Below are 18041 nucleotides of genomic sequence, written 5' to 3' on the forward strand. Positions count from 1 at the left end.
TTAGCGCCTCCCCTGCCCGGACCGCCTGCCAAAGGCCAGGCCGCTTTCGGGATCGAACAGATGAACGCGGGCCGGATCGGCGTCGATCATGATCCGGTCGCCCGAAACCGGCGCGAAATGGCCGGCTTCATGGATGATGATCTGATCGTCTTGCCCGGCGAGGTTGCCATAGACATAGGTCTCGGTCCCGAGCCCCTCATGATACTGCACGACGAATGGCAGGCCCCGCTCGCTGGAGCGGGAGAAATGCGCGGGCCGGATACCGGCAACAACCGACTGACCGACCGCAATGCCGGCGGGATCGACATTGCTGACGATCGTGCCGCCGTTGCCGACATCGACGACGACGCCGCTTTCGCCGACGCCCGAGACCTTGCCCTTGATGATGTTCATGCGCGGCGAACCGAGGAATCCGGCGACGAAGAGATTGCGGGGGTGGTCGAAGAGCTCCAGCGGCGCACCGACCTGCTCGACCCGCCCGGCGCGCAGGACGACGATCTTGTCGGCCATGGTCATCGCCTCGACCTGGTCGTGGGTGACGTAGATCATCGTCGTCTTGATGTCGCGATGGAGCTTGGTGATCTCGGCGCGGGTCTGGACGCGCAGGGCCGCATCGAGGTTCGACAGCGGCTCGTCGAAGAGGAAGATGTCGGGCTCGCGTACGATCGCCCGGCCGATTGCCACGCGCTGGCGCTGGCCGCCGGAAAGCTGCTTCGGACGCCGGTCGAGATAGGGTTCGATTGCCAGCATCCTGGCCGCCTCGGCAATGCGTGCCTCGATTTCAGCACGCTTGAACTTCAGATTTTCCAGCCCGAAAGCAAGATTCTTGCGTACGCTCATATGCGGATAGAGCGCATAGGACTGGAAGACCATCGCGATTTTGCGCTCGGCCGGCGACAACGCGCTGACGTCGCGTCCACCGATCGCGATTGCGCCCGAAGTCACCTCCTCAAGGCCCGCAATGATGCGCAAGAGCGTCGACTTGCCGCACCCCGACGGACCGACGAAGACGACGAACTCGCCGTTCTTGATGTCGAGTTCGACGTCATGCAGGACTTTCACGGAGCCATACGACTTGTTGACGGTCGAAAGTTTCAGTTCTGCCATGCCCCACTCCCATCAGGTGTCGCCGTTTCGAAGACGACGTCGTTTTCGTTCCAGCCTTGCGGCAATGGTGTCGGCCTCGTGATCCGCACCTCTTTCATCAATATCCCGGCGACATCGGCCACATAGAGGGCCGGCATTCCGCCCGGATAGTCCTGCAGGCCGATCACTCGCCCGTCGGAGCCGCGGGTCCAGGCATTGGCGCGACCGCCGCCACCCGCCTTCGGCGCGAGGTCGGCATTCGTCGGGCGCAGGTCGTAGGTCCGCCCCGAGCCGAGCTCTCCGGGCTGCTGATCTACGGCGATGCGGGCCAGCGACACGTTCCGGATGCCTGTCGGCGCGGCCGCAATGATGGTGATCGCCCCTTCCATCCGGCCGGTCACATCTTCGACGATTAGATTTTCGATGGCGCCCGCGGGGCGTTCAGCGATACGGTCGACGACATTGACGGTCAGCGCCTCGCCGGAGCCCCAGAAACCATCCGGCGTTTCCCGGCACTCCACGGAAATTCCGGAAAACCGCACATTCGAAATCCGGCCGCCGTCGCGGGAGAATATGCCGAGCGCCCGGTTGGACGACGAGATGCTGCAATCCTCGAACAGCACATTGGTGACGTCGCCATGCGTTTCCGTGCCGATCTTCAGCGCGCAGCTCAAGCTCTGAACGGAGCAGCGGCGCACGAGAATGTTCTCGCACCGGCCGATGGCTACACCTTCAGGGCCGATGCTGGTCTTCAGGCATATGCCGTCGTCAGCGGTCGATATCCGGCAATCCTCGATGACGGCGCCGCGGCAGGCGTCGAGCACGATGCCATCCGTGTTGGGTAGGCGGCGGTCGTTTTCGATGGTAACGTTTCGGACCGCGACATCGGTGCAATCGACGAAATGCAGCGTCCACATCGGCGAGCGGCTGATGGTGACGGAACTGACCTCGACCTCGTCGCAGCCTTCGAAGACGACGACGCGGGGACGGAATTCGGCAGGAATGAAAGTTCCCACCGTCTCGTCGTCGCCAATGATGAAGTTCTCGCAACCGGCTTCGATGCGTCCTTTTCCCGTCAGGCTGATCCGCCGCGCATCGCTCGCCACGATCATGCCGCGATCCGACTTTTCCGCGATCACCGAAACCGTCGTATGCGCATAAGCGGCATAATCGGGAATGGGACGCAGGATCGCACCGGCGGCCAGGTGCAGATCGACGCCGGATCGCAGCCGGAGCCCCCTGCAGAGGTGGATGCCCGCCAGGAGTTCCAGGCGCCCGCCGCCGGAAGCCGACAGACGGTCGATCGCCGCCTGCAGACGGTCGGTATTGTCGCTGTCGAGCGCCTCAATCGCGACGAGGGAAGGAGCACTCATTGGCGGCGGCCACTCTCGATAAAGACTTCGGTCAGAAGCAGCATGGCCAGCGCCTGGCCGTAAGGCGTCGGCAGGTTCGGGATGCGCCGGTAGAAATCGAGATCGTGGCCCATGGGCGTCCCGTCCGAAACGCCGTGGACGACACCTTCGTCATCGATCTGTGCCAGCACGGCCGTGAGCGCACGCTCTGCATAGACCTTGTCGCTCTTGTCGAGAATGCCGGCATCGATGGCGCGCAATATGCCATAGGCAATACCCGCCGTTGCCGAGGTTTCGAGCGGCGAGGACGGATCGTCCAGAAGCGTCGTGAACATGCCATCAGGCCGCTGATAGGCCTTCAGGGACCGCACCTGGCTGACGAGGACGTTCGAGAGGAAACGCCGATCCTTCTCGCCGAGCGTTGGCACGAGGTCGAAGAGCTCGGGGATCGCAACGGTGATCCAGGCATTGCCCCGCGCCCAGAAGGCGTTGGCGAAATTATGCCGGCCGTTGAAGGTCCAGCCGTGATACCAGAGGCCGCTCACCGGATCGGAGAGATAGCGGGTGTGGATGATGAACTGATAGACGGCCTCGTCGATCCAGTCGTTGCGCTCGCAGAGGACGCCGGCCTGGGCAAGGAAGAGGCAGGCCATGAACAGTGTGTCGTCCCACAATTCGCCGTCGTTGAGACGCTCCTTGACGACGTGCTGGAAGCCGCCATCCTCGGTCTTCGGCAATTCCTTGATCAGCCATGCGGCCCAGTCTTCGACGAGGGCGCGGAAATCCGGACGGTCGACGTGCTGGACGAGGATTGCGAGCGGCAGCATCGGCGCCGTGCTGTTGATCTGGCGTGGCGGAATTCCGCGTTCGATCTGGGCGCTGTACCAAGTGACGAGCTCCTGCAGCGCCTTCTGGTCGTTGGCGGAAATCGCGCGCCGCAGGAATCCATAAAGGCCGACGCCGACTTCCCAGTCCCATTCGTCGAACTGGATGCCGGAGGCGGCATTGTCCGTCACGAGACCTTCCTTGATGCCCTTGAGCCGGCTGAAAGCCGTCGCCACGCGATCGATCGTCGTCTGGAGGGCGGCGATGTCGGCAGATGCTGTGTTCATGCTGGAAACCTATGTTTCAGGAGTAGAAGGGCCCGTCAGTGCCGGCTTGGGACACGGCGCTATCGTGGGTGAGGATCGGATCTGGCTGATCATGCGTGAACGGCCGGGGCTTACCGGCGATCGAAAGACCGTCGGCATAGGAAAGAGCGATCGCCGGTCCGCCCGGCGGCGTCAGGGAAAGACATCGAAGCGTGGAATCGAATGAAACCGTCGTCTGGCACAGACGCTCGATGAAAGCCTTGAAGGCTTCGTCATTGCCGGATGATATGATGGCTGCCCAGCCGCAGAGCGGTCCGTACGAGCGCACCTCACGATCGGCGGTCGGGCCATCGGTGATCAGTTCCAGGCCGTTCGAGGCCCAGAGGGCGGCAAATCCCCTGCCCGATCGGGCGACCAGCCACTTGCCTTCAATGATGAGATCGTCGAGACCGTCGCGGCCGATATAGGCGTGCGTCCAGGCATGCCGCGCGTCACCCGTATCTTCGATCAAAAGGGCGAGGTCGCGATGCTGGGCGACGCGCGGCAGGATGCCATTGCCGGCCCAATAGGACGGTCTTTGATTGCCCCAGGGATCGTCTTCACCGGGATGGTTGACCCAGAGCCTTGCCATCGGGTGGCCGGCCAGCCTGATGTCGAGAACATGCTGCTGATGCCCCTTGCGGCCGGTCTTGTGGTCGACCACCGTCGAAAGCTGCGCGGCCTCGTTCTTGAACAGCACGAGCTTTCCGCTCTCGAGCCCCTGGCTATAGCGCGCCTCGACGCTTCGTCCTCGCGCAAGTGCGGCAAGCTCGGCAAGATCGGCCGGCGGCTCATAATCGCCGGCGCAGAACATGGTCAAAGCAGCCACACCGTTGTTCAGCCAGCCCGTTCCGAAGGCGACCTGGACGAAGGGCGCCAACTCCGTCAGCGGGCCGGCGCGCAGTTCCTTGTCGTAGGCACGGCCCTGCGATCCCGCGGGAACGCCGGCGAGCGTGTGAAGGGCGATCATGCGGAAGATGAGGTCGATCTGGCCGCGGGCGCGGTCGGCAATCCCGCCCTCGGCCCAGCGCTCGAGCGCCAGCAGGCCGATGAAATCGATCGGGTAATAGGCGGCCGAGTTCCACTCCGCGAGACCATGGGCTTCGACGCTGTCGAACCAGCGCCCGAGGCGCTCGACGGCGAGCGCCGCCTGCTGCCGCCCGGTTCGGCCCGAAGCGGAAAAGACCTCGTCGGGCAGAAGGAGCCCGGCCAGAAGCTGGCTGGTGTGGAAGCAGAGCACATGGTTCTCGCTCCAGAACCACATCGCGTCATTGCCCGGCTCGTCGACCCAGTAGCGATAGGTGAGAACGGAATGGCGGATGCGGTCGACCGTCGCCCTGGGCATCCGGTCGCCATAAGCGCCGAGCAGCCAGAGCAGCGGTACCATGATGAAATCCGAACAGTCCTCACGCGCATCGATGGAGGCAAGCGTGGCATCGACGATGCGCTCGAAGCTCTCCAGGACTTCGTAGCCGGTTTCCATCATCGCGATGAGACGACCGGCGCGGTTGGCGCCGAAGCGGGCGCTGTATTCCAGCGCCTGGCGTTTGCGGGCGGAAAGCGATGCCTCGGCCGGCAATGGAGAAATGGCGCTCATGAAGGCAGCGTCGATGACGCGGGTGACCGAGCCCGGTCCGGAGCCGATCGTCATGTGAATGCCGTGATAACCGTCCGCAATGGCGCAGACATCCTCGGCGATCAACCGGTTCTCCTGCGCATGCAGGGTCAAATGCACATGGGCGAGGAGCGGCCGTTCGTGACCATGGCCGACGACCTTGATCTCCACCGGCAGGTCGCGCTCGGGCGCGGTGTCGAAGATGATTTCCAGAGGCTGATTGACGAAGACGTCATGGGCCGGGCGAGCGCCGCGCACAAGGCCCTCCAGCTCGCGAACCTCATCCTGGTCGAGCGCCACCGGCAGCAGCACCGTGAGTGGTTCCTCATCCAGCATTTCAAGTTCGAAGAACCAGGTCGTGTCGCGCTCGGCAAGATCTTCGGTGTGGACGAGAACCTCGTTGTCGCCGGCTTCCAGCTGCAAGCTGATCTCAGTCGCGCTCTCGACATTGCGCTTGAAGGGCTCGAAGCGCACCGCCTCCTGCCCGTTCACCCATATGCGCACCCCGCCGCAGGTCTTCAGCGCCAGATTGAGCGTGCGCGGTGCCTCTGTCCTGAACGTGCCCTTCAGCCATTTCCTGACATGCGTCGGCACATGCCAGAAGCTGGTGAACTCGACGCGGCGGTTTGAGCCGGGGAGATAAAGGCTTGTCGTCGGCCAGGACGTGTCGGGCAGAAGCGGCCGCCCCACCATGGTCGACCAGAAGGCTTTCCGGCAAGGCAGGTCGCCGACATCGACGAAACCGTTGATGAAGCGATAGTTCACGCGATCTTCGGCAGGAGCCGGCTCGCCGGGAAAATAGTCGGCGATGAGGCCAGACACGGCCCATGCCGTTATCGTCTCACCTTTGGCAACGCCATAGGCTGGCGCCATGTCGTCGGGTTGCTTGACGCTTTCCGCCTGCACAGATCGCCTCCTCCGCAATCTTATGAAAATATTTTCATTACTTCATTTGCGTGCGGCGTCTTCAAGAAATGCTCAAAACATCGCAGTAGCGCAAGAAAATAGCTTGACGGGATGAATGTCAAGTATATGAAATTCACTTATCGATGGCTGAGGCCGCGATTGATGAAAATGTTTTCATGGGAGGATGAAAATGAAAACCTATCTGTCAGGGGCTTTCGCACTGGCGCTGGCCACCGTTTCTTTCGCCTGGTCCAGCGTCGCCATGGCGGAAACCCAGACGATCACCTTTCTCTTCACCGACGACGACCAGGCTTACGTCGAGCGGATGGAAGCACTGAGCAAGGAATTCGAGGCGGCGCATCCCGACATCAAGGTGAATTTCGTTTCGTCGGGGTATGATGCCGTCGCCAAGCAGCTGCCGGTGCAGCTGGCCATCGGCGAAGGGCCCGACGTTGCCAAGATCACCGATTGGCAGCTGGCGCCCTATTACCTCGACATGCGCCCGCTGATGAAGGATCCGGACGGCTTCGCCAAGCTGCACGGCGACAGCCTGAACACGCTTCGCTTCCCCGGCGTCAACGACCCGAACTCGATCAATGGCTACGTCGCGTCGCAGACCTTCAACCTGCCTTTCGTCAACAAGACGCTCTTCGAACAGGCGAATGAACCGCTTCCGAAGCCGACCGCAACGCTGAAGGAAATCGTCGAAGCCTCTGCGCGCGTCGCCAAGGCGACCGGCGCCCAGATCCCCTTCACGATGGACCGCTCCGGCCACCGCTTCTCGGGTGCTGCCTTCTCCTACGGCTCGAACTACGTCAAGGACGGCAAGTTCTCATTCCCCGACGATGCCGCCAAGCGCTATATCACCGATCTCTACAACTGGACGAAGGACGGCTCCTTCCCCAAGGAAATGTGGGGTGCGGCCGGCGGAACCCAGTACAAGAACATGGGTGACGAATTCGTCAATGGCAATGTCGTGACCTATCTGGCCGGCAACTGGATGGTCAATCCGTTCCAGAAGAAGATCGGCGACGGCTTCGAGTGGACGGCGATCAGCGCGCCTTGCGGCGATGCCGGCTGCTATGCAATGCCCGGCGGCACGGCAATCGTCGGCTTCAAGCGCACCAAGTATCCGCAGGCCGTCGCCTCGTTCATCGAGTTCCTCGGCTCTGAAAAGGTGCAGCGTGAAATCGCCGAAAATTACGTCATCCTGACCGGCGCCGACATCAAGGATCCGCAGTACAAGCTCGACAGCAAGAACGCCAAGGAAGCCATGGCCGTCTTCCTCGCGGCCCGCGACAGCGCGCCGCAGGCCGCCCGCGATCTGGAACGCCTCAAGGGATCGGGCGCCATCTATCAGCTGATCGTCCAGCGGATGAGCCAGCTGATCGTCGGCGAGCTTTCTCTCGAAGACACTTTCAAGGCGATGAGCGCAGACGTCGACAAGATCAACGTGACGCTCGCCGCCAACAAGTAACCGGCCGCGCCTGTCTCCCACAGATTGCGCGCCGCATCAGCCACGACCTCGCAACGGGCCGTGGCTGATCGTTTTTTGGCCATGCTTCGGCTGATCCTTCCGGCCGATCCGTTGATTGCGAAAGAGATCGGATTGTCGCCGGCATCGCGCCGGACCGCCGTTACCGTACAGTGGAGCAACTTCCAGAGTATTGCCGCCCGATCAAGTATATTCAGGCAGTCTTACACATTCGGCGGAGAACTCGTCGTGACACGTGCCGTGAGAGAGGCTATAGGCCTGGTAGTCAGTTCAAATCGCCGGCAATCCCGGTCACGTCAGCCGTCGATCCGTCTACCATCTAGAGGTGCATTCCCATGCCGATCGGTTCCGAGCATCCGCTGCGCAGGGAGTTGCATGACGAACTGCATGCGCGGCCGTCGCTATACTTCGATGGCGACACCGATGTCTGGCATGTCGCCATCGTCGGCGACAACGGCTCGCCTCCGCTGCCGGTTTCCCTGCCGGGATTGGAGGACGTCTCGACCACTCTCGGAGGCAACCACGGCATCGGCCGCTTCGGCGACGGCCGGCTAAAATGGGAGGCGCATACCGAGTTCCTCACCCTCACCTTCGTCACACCTGCGTGCTCTGCGCCCGGCAGTCATCCGCCCGAGGCTTTCAGGGCCAGCTGCGACAGGATCAATGGAAAGGTGATCGCCGCCGTCCGGGTGCTGGTGCGCGACGAGAAGGACGGACTGGCTCTCGAAAAGCCCATGCTCGACTATGTCGCCTCCAAGGTCGGCGGCGGCGATGCCGAAGTACATTCGAATTTCCGCCTCAGCGACAGCGGTTTCGTCGAATTCCTGTTCTTCAACCGCAATCTCAACGCCTATCGCACCGGCCGCATGGTCCGGCGCGTCCTCGAAATCGAGACATACAGGATGATGGCGATGCTGGCGATGCCGATGGCGCGCGAGACGATCTCCCAGCTCTCGGCCTTCGACCGGCGCCTCGATCTCCTGATCACGCACATGCAAAGCGCCGTCAAAGTTGACAAGGCGCTGCTTTCCGAAGTGACAAGGCTCTCTTCCGACGTCCTCAACTTCTCTGCGCTGGCGCGCCACCGCTTCGGAGCGACGAAAGCCTATGCCGAGATCGTCGCCAGCCGGGTCTCGGAGCTGCGCGAGGAGCGCGTCGAGCAGCGCCAGCGGATCGGCACCTTCATCGGACGGCGCTTTCAGCCGGCTGTTCGCTCCGTGCATGCCGCAGAGCGCCGCCTCGATGAACTCGCCGAACGGGTCAGTCTCGCCGGCGATCTGCTCAGAACCACCGTGCAGGTTCAGCTCGAGGATCAGAATGCTTCTCTGCTCACCTCCATGGAAGAGAGGGCGCGCATCCAGGTGCATATCCAGCAGGCGGTCGAAGGCTTCTCGGTCATTGCCATCACGTATTATACGGTTGGCCTTGCCAAGATCTGTCTCGAAGGCATTTCCGAACTAGGCGTCGATCCGCATATGGCCAAGCTCGCGGTGCTCGCAGCCATCCCTTTGGTACTATTTGCCGTCTGGACCGCCGTTCGCCACGTTCGCCGGAGCATCGCGGGCGCACCGCATAGCGCGGTACCCGGAAGCCACTGACGCCGCGTCGGGCACACAGCCTGCCGCAGACCGACCTTAGGCCTCTTCACCAACCTCTTCGCTTCCTTCCAACTTGTGAAGAAGCGTTTTAATGATGCGGTGCGTCGTCTCGATCTCCAAAACCTCGAGGCCGTCAGCGAGACCACTCGCCCATGGAGCTTGGAGGCGCATAGCCGCCTTCTGCGTGTCTCGTCCCTTTTCCGTCAGCACGACGAGCTGCGCCCGCCGGTGATGGGGGTTGGCTGCAAAGGCGACGAGCCCCTCCTTCTCCAGATCGTTGACGATGCGCTGCACGTTCTGGCGGTTGGCTCCCATGTCGCGCGCAAGCCAGGCGACTGGCTGCGAACGTTCCGAGGCTGCGATGGTGCCGAGAACATGCCAGCGCGCACTCGTCAGCCCGAGACTGGCGACGAGCTTGTCTCCTGATGCCAGCATCCGGTTGTTCAGTCTGAACAAGTCAAGGACGAGAGCGGTCAACGCAGATCCGGCGGCGGTTCTTTCGGCTTCAGCCATTTGGCATCATGCAGTTTAATTGACACCATAGTGTCAATAAATTGTGTTTCCATCATGTCGAATTGACATCATAAAACCATATAGAATGGAACAAGTCATGTCACACATTCGTCCGATGGACTCCGCCTTCCCGATCAACCGGCAAATCGGGCTTGAAGCCTCCCCGGTCGTGCTCATCAATCTTTTCACCCTCGACAAGGCGGACGAGCCCGGATTCCTCGAGGTCTGGCAGGCCGACGCCGCCTTCATGAAACGCCAGCCCGGCTTCATCTCCACGCAGCTGCATCGCGCACTTGGCGAAAACCCGACCTACTTCAATTACGCCGTCTGGGAATCGAACGCGCATTTCCGGGCCGCCTTTATCCATCCCGAGTTCAGAGCCAAGAGCTCAGCCTATCCATCGTCGGCAATCGCGTCACCGCACCTCTTCCAGAAGGTCGCGGTCGCAGACATCTGCGTCGCCTAGCCCGGCGTTCCGGCGGGTGAAACCGTCTTCGCGATCATGACCTTAAGTCAGCTTGAGTTTTCGCGTTTCCATGAACTCACCCTTCCCGCCGGTTCGCTCCGGCCGGAAAGGTCAAGCGTTCGTGCAGACGGACGGTCAGGACGCCATTGCGTAGTGCCGATGCTCTGTCGCCCGGCCGCCGCGCGTCCTGAACCGCCGCAGCAATTCGGCAAGGCTCTCGGTTTCCTGCGTCAGGCTCTGGGCGGCGGCCGTGGTCTCTTCGACCATCGCGGCGTTCTGCTGCGTGACCTTGTCCATCTGGTCGCCGGCGGCCGAAACCTCGCGCAGGCTGGTGGCCTGCTCGCGGGCGGCCACCGCGATCTCAGCGACGGTCGCATTCATCGCGGTCACCTGCTCGACGATCTGTTCGAGCGAGACGCCGGATTCGCCGACGAGATCCACGCCTGTCTTGACCTGCATCGACGAGGTGGAGATCAGTTCCTTGATCTCCCTTGCCGCATTGGCCGAACGCTGCGCGAGCTCGCGCACTTCCTGAGCGACGACGGCAAAGCCTTTGCCCGCTTCACCGGCTCGCGCAGCCTCGACGCCGGCATTCAGCGCCAGCAGGTTGGTCTGGAAGGCGATGTCATCGATGACGCTGATGATGTTGCCGATCTTCGAAGACGAATTCTGGATTTCCGTCATCGCAGCGATGGCGCGGGAGACGATCTCGCCGCCCTTTTCAGCGTTGGTGCGGGCGGTTGCCACCACCGCCTGGGCGCGGCTGGCGCCCTCGGCCGTCCCGTTGACGCCGCGGGTAACGTCGCCGAGGGCTGCAACGGTTTCCTCCAGCGAAGCCGCCTGCTGCTCTGTGCGGCGGGCAAGATCGTTGGAAGCGGTGGAGATTTCGGCAAGGCCGGAGCGGATGGTGGTGACCGCGCGGATGACCGAGTCGACCGCATCTTCAAGGCTCGCGACCGAGCTGTTGAAGTGATCACGGATTCGGACATAGCGATGGTCGACTTCACCGACGCGGACCGAGAGATCACCCTTCGAGAGCGCATCAAGCCCAATCGAAATCTGGTGGAAGGCATGTTCCATCACCTGCGCATCGCTGAGACGCTCGGCTTCCTGGCGCAGCCGCTCTTCTTCGGCCGCCAGACGCGCTCGTTCGGCATTGGCTTCGGCGATCAGCTTGGCGCGGCCGGTCTCCTGGAACACCTTCAGCGAACGCGCCATGGCGCCGAGTTCGTGCCGGTGCTCGACGCCCGTGATCACGATGGCATCGTCGCCGCGGGCAAGCTGTTCCATGGACTGTGCCATGCCGCGCACCGCTGAGGAAATCAGGCGACCGACGAAATAGGAAAGCACGAGGCCGATGACGATCAACAGGCCGCTGATGACAAGCGTCGTGCTGGTGGCCGAGGCAACCGTTGCTTCGACCGAGCCGTCGAGGTTTTTCTGCGCGCCTGTCACGGTCGCCTGCAGGTCCTTGAACTCGCCTGCGATCTTCGGCGCCAAAACGTTCAACTGCGTCTGGCGGATATTGCCGGAGGTCTGCAGCACCTCCTTCATGTCGCCGAGGCGCGCGGTGTAATTCTGCATGAGCTGGCCGGCGCCCATCAAACGCTTCTTCTGCAGCTCGTTCTTGGCAGCCTTGGCGGCGGCGTCATTCAGCGCCACCGCCTGGACAAGCGCTGCCTGCGCCGTGTCATAGGCGGCAAAATCGTCCGAATGCACGAAGCGCTCGGAGAAATAGAGGCTGCGGTTCAGGGCTTCCAGCGTTTCTGCCGTCATGTGCAGCAGGGCGACATCGTTCTGGCGCCAGGCGCTGCGCATGACGTCGCTGAGCGCGATGCTGGTCCAAGGGCCGAATTCGGTGACCTTGGAGATCAGCAGGTCGCGCCGGGCCTGAAGGGTGACGATCTTTTCGAAGGCCTTTCCGTAGGCAGCGATATCCTGGCGGATCATCGCAAGGCCGGACTGCAGCTCCTTATTGCCGACAAAACGCGGATCGTCCGCCTCGAAAGCCTTCACTCCAGCGCGGAAACCATCGACGACGGCCTGCGTCGGCGTCGAGCGGAAGGCTTCGGCCGACATCTGGATCTCGTGCAGCTGGTCGCTGTAGTCCGAGATGGCGAGGCTCTGGCCTGCCGTGGCGCGATAGGAGGCGAAAATGGCGGCCAGCCCGTTCATGCCGGAGATCGCGCTGACCGTGAGCAGGCTCATCAGAAGGATCAACGGCACGAAGCCGGAAGTGATCTGCGCTCGAATGCCGAATTTATTCCAGAAATGCAACATTATAGGCCTCTTATACTCACTGGCTCTTCGGCAGGTATGTGGAGATGTTCTCAGGTGTGACGAGTTCGAAGGGAACGTTGTTTTCGCGCGGCACCTTCTCCTTGTTGACGAGCTTCACGGCGGCGTCGACCGCCGCGGCACCCTGTCCGACAGCGCTCTGGAGAATGGTCACGTCGAGATCGCCGGCCACCATCGCGGCAAGCGCATCGTCGGTCGCGTCGACGCCGGCGACAACGACATCCTTCATCGGCATGCCGGCCTTCTTCATGGCGCGGATCGCGCCGAGCGCCATCTCGTCATTGTTGGCGATCACGGCGTCGAACTTGACGCCCGCCGAAAGCCATTCCTGCATCTGCTGGTCGGCGTAATCGCGCGACCAATAGGCCGCCTGCCGCTCGACGATCTCAAGACCCTTGCACTCAGGCGTGGCGATGACATCCGAGATATCCTGCGTGCGGGCGCGGGCGGCCGCGTGGAAGGGCTCGCCCATCAGCACGACGACGCGGCCCTTGCCCTTGAGCAGCGCGCAGACCTGCTTCGTCTCCAGCGTGCCGGATTCCTTCTCATTGGAGGCGACCACCACCTGATTTTCGGGGAGATCGAGCAGGTTGGAGGGGACGTTGTTGATGTAGATAAGCGGGATACCGGCATCCGCCGCCATCTTGCTCATCTGCGGCCCGAGGTCGCCGTCGGAAACGGCCAGGATGATCGCATCGACCTTGTCGGCAATGAGCTTCTGGACCTGCTTCTTCTGCAGCTCGTTATCGCCCTTGGCGTTTTCGGTGACGAGCTTGAGGCCGGAGATCGTCTCGCCGTGATTGACGACGCCGTTGAGAAGCGCCGTCCTGAATTTGTCGAGATCGGACATCGAAACGCCGATCGTCTGCGCATTCGCAACAGTGACCGACATCGCCAAGGCGATGGATGCAAGCGTAGCCGTTTTCATGAATTCCCCTGCGCAATCCGGATTTGGAATGCGTTATTTCAAATCTTGGTTAAATTTTACTTTTCGCCCCGAAGCGAGAAATTGACGCACGATCTTAAGTCGCCAAGCGGCTGGACTTGGGCGGATCAAGCCGAACTTGATGCGACGGCATCAAGTCAAGCCGAACTTGATGCGACGGCATCAAGTCATTGTTTTCACTTCAGCGACCGCCGAAGCCGGAGCCGACGGTGATGCCCCTGTAGATCACCCTCTGCAGCACGATCGCGAGAACGACGCCCGGAACCATGGATATCGTCGCGCCGGCCATGATGTAGTTCCAGGAGGTGCCCTGCTGCGTCTGGAACAGGGTGAGCCCGAGCGGCAGCGTTGCCTTGTCGAGGCCGCTGGTGGCGATCAGCGGCCAAAGGAAGCTCTTCCACTGCGCGATGAAGGTGAAGAGCGAGAGCAGGCCGATCGCCGGCATGGCGAGCGGCACGATGACCGTGATCAGGATGCGCAGGCGCGACGCCCCGTCCATCATCGCCGCCTCGTCGAGATCCTTGGGAATGCCGAGGATGAACTGCCGCAGCAGGAAGGTGCCGAAAGACGAGAAGGCGACCGGCAGAATCATGCCGTGATAGGTGTTGATCCAGCCGAGCTTGCTGACGACGAGAAAGAGCGGGATGACCAGCATCACCTGCGGGATCATCAGAGTGCTGAGATAGGTGAGCAGCAGCCCTTCCCGTCCGGGGAACCGCAAGCGTGCAAACGCATAGGCGGAAAGGCAGGAAACCACGAGTACGATCGCGGTCACGCCGCAGGCGACGATGAAGGAATTCATCAGGAACGTGCCGAAGGGCAGCGAAACCAGCGCCTCGACGAAATTGCCCCACTGATATTCCTCCGGCAGGATGCGGACCGGCACGGCCAGCACCTCGGTATTGGAGCGCACCGCGTTCGACACCATCCAGAAGAAGGGGAAGAGGAAGAGCAGCGCGATCAGCGAGAGGCCTGCATAGCTGATGAAGGTGCCGATCCGCCGCAGGACGCGATGCTGGTTCTGGGACTGGGAATGCGGATGTCGTGAGGTCGCTTCAGTCGTCATAATGCACCCATTTGCGCTGCATGTGGAACTGCAGGATGGTGAGGCCCATGATCATGATGAACATCACCCAGGCAAGCGCCGAGGCATAACCCATCTGGAAATTGGTGAAGCCCTTCTGGTAGATGGCGAAGCCGAGGGTCGCCGTCGCCGAGCCCGGGCCGCCGCGCGTCATGGCGAAAATCTCGTCGAAGACCTGGAGCGATGTAATGGCCGTCATGACGGTGGCGAAGAACACCGTCGGCGAGATGAGCGGCAGGCGGATGCGCCAGAAGCGCCGCCACGGACCCGCCCCGTCGATCATCGCCGCTTCGAGATAGTGTTTCGGCACCAGGTCGAGCGCAGCGTTGAACATCACCACGTTGTAGCCGACATTGGCCCAGAGCGTGACGAGCACGACCGCCTGCATCGCCCAGCTGGAACTCAGCAGGAAATTCGGCAGGCCGAGGCCGAGCCACCGGATGACGCTATCGGCGAGCCCGTCCGGCGTAAAGATCAGCAGCCACACCACGGAGGCTGCGATCGTCGGGGTAAAGGTCGGCAAGAAGAAGATCACCCGGAAGATCGCCTTGCCGCGCTTGAGGCTCGATATCCAGACCGCCAGCGTCAGCGACACGATGATATTCACGGCCAGATATTCGACGGCGAAGAACAGCGTATTGCCCAATATCGTGTAGAAGGCGGGATCGACGGTGAAGAGCTTGATATAGTTCTGAAAGCCGACGAAGGACGGCGTCGTCAGCAGCCGCCAGTTGGTGAAGGACAGCGCCAGCGACGCCAGGATCGGCAGCGCCATGAAGATCATGAAGCCAAGGAAACTCGGCAGCAGGAACAGCATGGCCGTCTGCGTCTCGGGCTTCAGGAAGCGCCTGGGCTGAGCGGGCCGCAGGCTGATTTCGGCAACGGCGCTTTCCGACATCTTTTCCTCCATGCGCGGCAGCTCCCGCCGCCGAGCTCTAGCGCAACACGCTCTATTGCTGCGCGAGGCTCTGGATGGTTTCCATCGTCTGCGTGGCGTCGGCGCTGCCGCCAAAGGCGGGCGGAAAATACTGGTTGAACAGGTTTTCCACCGCCGCCCAATTGTTGGTAATCGCATAGGGCACCGAATGCGCCAGCGAATAATCGAGCGCCTCGCCGCCATTGGTGATGTCCTTGGCCGCCACCTTATACCAGGAGGATTGCGACGCCGTGCGGGCCGGGAGCGCGCGGCCCTGTTCGGCGAGATATTGCAGCGCCTCTGGACTGGTCAGCACCTGGATCGCCTTCCAAGCCGCATCCTTGTTCTTGCTCGTCGTGGCAATGCCGAAACCGGAGCCGGCCGTGACGGCGGCAAGGTCCTTGTCATTCTCGCGCGGCAGGGTGGTGAGGCCGATCTTGAACTTGGCTTTGTCCTTCATGCCGATGATCGACCAGGGACCATCGATATACATGGCGACATTGCCCGAATTGAACCGGCCCTGGATGACCGTGCCGGCATCGGCGCTCGATGGCACCAGCGGCGCGATCTTGTCCTTTGCGGCAAAGCCGATCACCCTGTCGGCAGCGGCGATGGCGCTCTGATTGGTAAGGTCGAGCTCTCCTGAATCATTGACATACTTATCGCCCCAGGCCGAGGCGAGGACCGAATAGTTCTGGGGCGTGATGCCGAAACCGTATTTGCCGTCCTTGGTGAGTTTCTTGGCGGCGTCGGTGAATTCGGCGAGCGTCCAGCCCGGCTTCGGCAGCGGAATGCCGGCGGTGTCCAGCGCATCCTGGTTATAGTAGATGACCCATGGGCCGACGTCATAGGGCAGGCCGTAGAGCTGCTTGTCGACGGACATGCCGCCGATGATCGAGGGCGTGAATGCGCCGACATCGAACTTGTCGGCCGCGATCCGGTCGTTCAAAGGTTCGAGCAGCGAATAGAAATTCGGCATGCGCAGCGACTGCATGGAAACGATGTCGGCGAGCTGACCGGATGCAGCCAGCACCGGCAGCCTGGTCCAGTAGTCGACCCAGCCGGTCGTCGTCAGCGTTACCTTGATATCGGGATATTTGGCGGTCACCATTTCGGCCAGGTGCTGCCAGCCCTTAGTGTCGGCATCGGAACCGCTCCACATCTGCCAGGTCAGGTTGATCTGCTCGGCCGATGCTGCTGTAGCAAAGAGGCTGCCGCCGATTGCGGCAAGCAAAAGCGTTTTCTTCAGAACCTTCATGAGTTTCTCCTCCCTCCATGACGCAATGAACACGCGAATGCGACCGGGTTCACGCCTTGAGGATGATCTCGATCACCGGGACGGTAACGTCAGGTCGCCGGACCGGCAGTTCGAGTGTGATCATGCCCTCCGGCACCATCACGCCGATATTGGAATCCACTTCCTTCGTCTGGCTGAGCCAGCGCACCTCGCTGGCATCGTGCAGGAATTGCGCATAGGCGATCCTGTCGGCGAGGCCTTCGATATGGATGTGGCGATAAGGCCAGTTATAGACATGCAGGTAGAGGCGGTTGCCGCGCTGAGTGTAGCGGCAGCCTGCCGGCACTGGAAATGTGGACGGACCGGCGCCGTAGATCGAACGTGCGTTGACCTCCATCCAGTTCTGGTAAACCTCGAGCGCGGCGATGGCGCGGGCATCGAAGGTGCCGCGGCCGGTCGGGCCGACATTCATCAGCAGGTTGCCACCGAGCGCAACGGAATCGATCAGCAACTGGATGATCTGTTCCGGGCTCTTCCAGCTGTCCTCGTCGCGATGATAGCCCCAGGAACCGCTGAAGGTGTGGCAGGCTTCCCATAGCACTCCCTGGCTGGCGATGGCAGGCGCAACGCGCGGCGTATATTGTTCCGGCGTTGTGATGTCGGGCAGCTTGCCAGGTGGCAGATCAAGACGGTTGTTGACGATGATTTCCGGCTGCAGCTCGCGCACCAGCTCCAGCAACTTCTCGCTCTCCCAGTCGGCGCGCCCCTTGCCGGGCAAGCCGCGATACCCGCGGCCGGGATAGCTGAAATCGAACCAGATGATGTCGACGCGGCCGAAGTCGGTCAGAAGCTCGCGCACCTGCTCGCGCATATAGGCAGCGTAATTGGCGATGTTGCGGCCGGCATTCAGCGCCTCGGCTTGCGGATGGTTGCGCAAGGGGTGGTGGACGTCGATCGGAAAATCCGGATGGTGCCAGTCGAGCAGCGAATAGTAGAAGCCGATCTTCAATCCTTCTGCGCGGAAGGCCTCGACGAGCGGCGTCAGCAGATCCCTGCCGCAGGGCGTGTTCGGCGCCTTGTAGTCGGTGACCTTGCTGTCCCACAGGCAGAAACCCTCGTGATGCTTGGTCGTCACCACGACATATTTCATCCCAGCGAGACGCGCGCGGCGCGCCCACTCCTTTGGATCGTAAAGATCGGGATCGAAATTGTCGAAATAGCGTTGGTAGTGATCGTCGGTGAGCTCTTCGCGGTTTTTCAACCACTCATGCCGCGCTCCAAGAGCATAAAGCCCCCAATGGATGAACATGCCGAGGCGGTCATGACTGAACCAGGCATGTTTACCCGCTCCCGGCATCGAATTTTCCGGCTGGCGCTCCGAACTCGTCACAGGATTCTC

The 18041-nt window shown here is 61.8% G+C and carries 14 protein-coding genes; 3 read left to right on the top strand and 11 right to left on the bottom strand.

The genetic code is table 11. The features are described from left to right. The 4 genes from ugpC to FHT70_RS01150 are packed head-to-tail and all read right to left on the bottom strand — an operon-like array spanning position 1 to position 6089. Positions 1 to 1107 carry a sn-glycerol-3-phosphate ABC transporter ATP-binding protein UgpC gene (ugpC, locus tag FHT70_RS01135; RefSeq protein WP_183698391.1) on the bottom strand — a complete coding sequence of 369 codons (1107 nt, stop codon included), beginning with the start codon at positions 1105 to 1107 and terminating at the stop codon, positions 1 to 3. Beyond that, positions 1095 to 2459, bottom strand: a complete 1365-nt coding sequence (locus FHT70_RS01140; protein WP_183698392.1) for a glycoside hydrolase family 28 protein — start codon at positions 2457 to 2459, stop codon at positions 1095 to 1097. Before FHT70_RS01140 ends, ugpC begins: the two co-directional genes overlap by 13 nt. Next, a complete protein-coding gene (locus tag FHT70_RS01145; protein WP_183698393.1) occupies positions 2456 to 3550 on the bottom strand; it encodes a glycoside hydrolase family 88 protein in 1095 nt (364 codons plus the stop codon). The genes FHT70_RS01140 and FHT70_RS01145 overlap by 4 nt, the downstream gene beginning before the upstream one ends. Positions 3551 to 3566: 16 nt before the next feature. Further along, a complete protein-coding gene (locus tag FHT70_RS01150) occupies positions 3567 to 6089 on the bottom strand; it encodes a hypothetical protein (RefSeq protein WP_183698394.1) in 2523 nt (840 codons plus the stop codon). A gap of 190 nt (positions 6090 to 6279) precedes the next feature. Here FHT70_RS01150 and FHT70_RS01155 point away from each other — a divergent pair, with 190 nt between their 5' ends. Continuing rightward, positions 6280 to 7566, top strand: a complete 1287-nt coding sequence (locus FHT70_RS01155) for an ABC transporter substrate-binding protein (protein WP_085781714.1) — start codon at positions 6280 to 6282, stop codon at positions 7564 to 7566. A 353-nt stretch (positions 7567 to 7919) separates the two neighbouring features. After that, entirely contained in the window at positions 7920 to 9182 is a 1263-nt protein-coding gene (locus FHT70_RS01160; protein WP_183698395.1) for a DUF3422 domain-containing protein, read from the top strand. A gap of 36 nt (positions 9183 to 9218) precedes the next feature. On the opposite strand, the gene FHT70_RS01165 is transcribed toward FHT70_RS01160, so the two are convergent. Next, complete coding sequence (locus FHT70_RS01165; RefSeq protein WP_183698396.1) at positions 9219 to 9695, bottom strand: MarR family winged helix-turn-helix transcriptional regulator; 477 nt, start codon at positions 9693 to 9695, stop codon at positions 9219 to 9221. 97 nt (positions 9696 to 9792) lie between these two features. Between FHT70_RS01165 and FHT70_RS01170 the strand changes: the two genes are divergently transcribed. Continuing rightward, positions 9793 to 10161 (top strand): antibiotic biosynthesis monooxygenase family protein, encoded by a 369-nt coding sequence (locus FHT70_RS01170; protein WP_183698397.1) that lies wholly within the window; start codon positions 9793 to 9795, stop codon positions 10159 to 10161. A 135-nt stretch (positions 10162 to 10296) separates the two neighbouring features. On the opposite strand, the gene FHT70_RS01175 is transcribed toward FHT70_RS01170, so the two are convergent. From FHT70_RS01175 to FHT70_RS01200, 6 genes are all read right to left on the bottom strand, one after another. Continuing rightward, positions 10297 to 12441 (bottom strand): methyl-accepting chemotaxis protein, encoded by a 2145-nt coding sequence (locus tag FHT70_RS01175; protein WP_183698398.1) that lies wholly within the window; start codon positions 12439 to 12441, stop codon positions 10297 to 10299. A 16-nt stretch (positions 12442 to 12457) separates the two neighbouring features. After that, on the bottom strand, positions 12458 to 13387 hold the full coding sequence (locus tag FHT70_RS01180) for a substrate-binding domain-containing protein (protein WP_183698399.1): 930 nt from the start codon (positions 13385 to 13387) through the stop codon (positions 12458 to 12460). Positions 13388 to 13586: 199 nt separating this feature from the next. Further along, positions 13587 to 14471 carry a carbohydrate ABC transporter permease gene (locus FHT70_RS01185; RefSeq protein WP_183698400.1) on the bottom strand — a complete coding sequence of 295 codons (885 nt, stop codon included), beginning with the start codon at positions 14469 to 14471 and terminating at the stop codon, positions 13587 to 13589. After that, positions 14461 to 15387, bottom strand: coding sequence for a sugar ABC transporter permease (locus FHT70_RS01190; RefSeq protein WP_183698401.1), 927 nt, complete (start codon positions 15385 to 15387; stop codon positions 14461 to 14463). Before FHT70_RS01190 ends, FHT70_RS01185 begins: the two co-directional genes overlap by 11 nt. Before the next feature lie 52 nt (positions 15388 to 15439). Then, on the bottom strand, positions 15440 to 16663 hold the full coding sequence (locus tag FHT70_RS01195) for a sugar ABC transporter substrate-binding protein (protein WP_183698402.1): 1224 nt from the start codon (positions 16661 to 16663) through the stop codon (positions 15440 to 15442). A gap of 49 nt (positions 16664 to 16712) precedes the next feature. Beyond that, positions 16713 to 18032 carry an alpha-L-fucosidase gene (locus FHT70_RS01200; RefSeq protein WP_183698403.1) on the bottom strand — a complete coding sequence of 440 codons (1320 nt, stop codon included), beginning with the start codon at positions 18030 to 18032 and terminating at the stop codon, positions 16713 to 16715. Positions 18033 to 18041 lie beyond the last annotated feature (9 nt).

The sequence above is a fragment of the Rhizobium sp. BK049 genome (assembly GCF_014193135.1).
Lineage (GTDB): Bacteria > Pseudomonadota > Alphaproteobacteria > Rhizobiales > Rhizobiaceae > Rhizobium.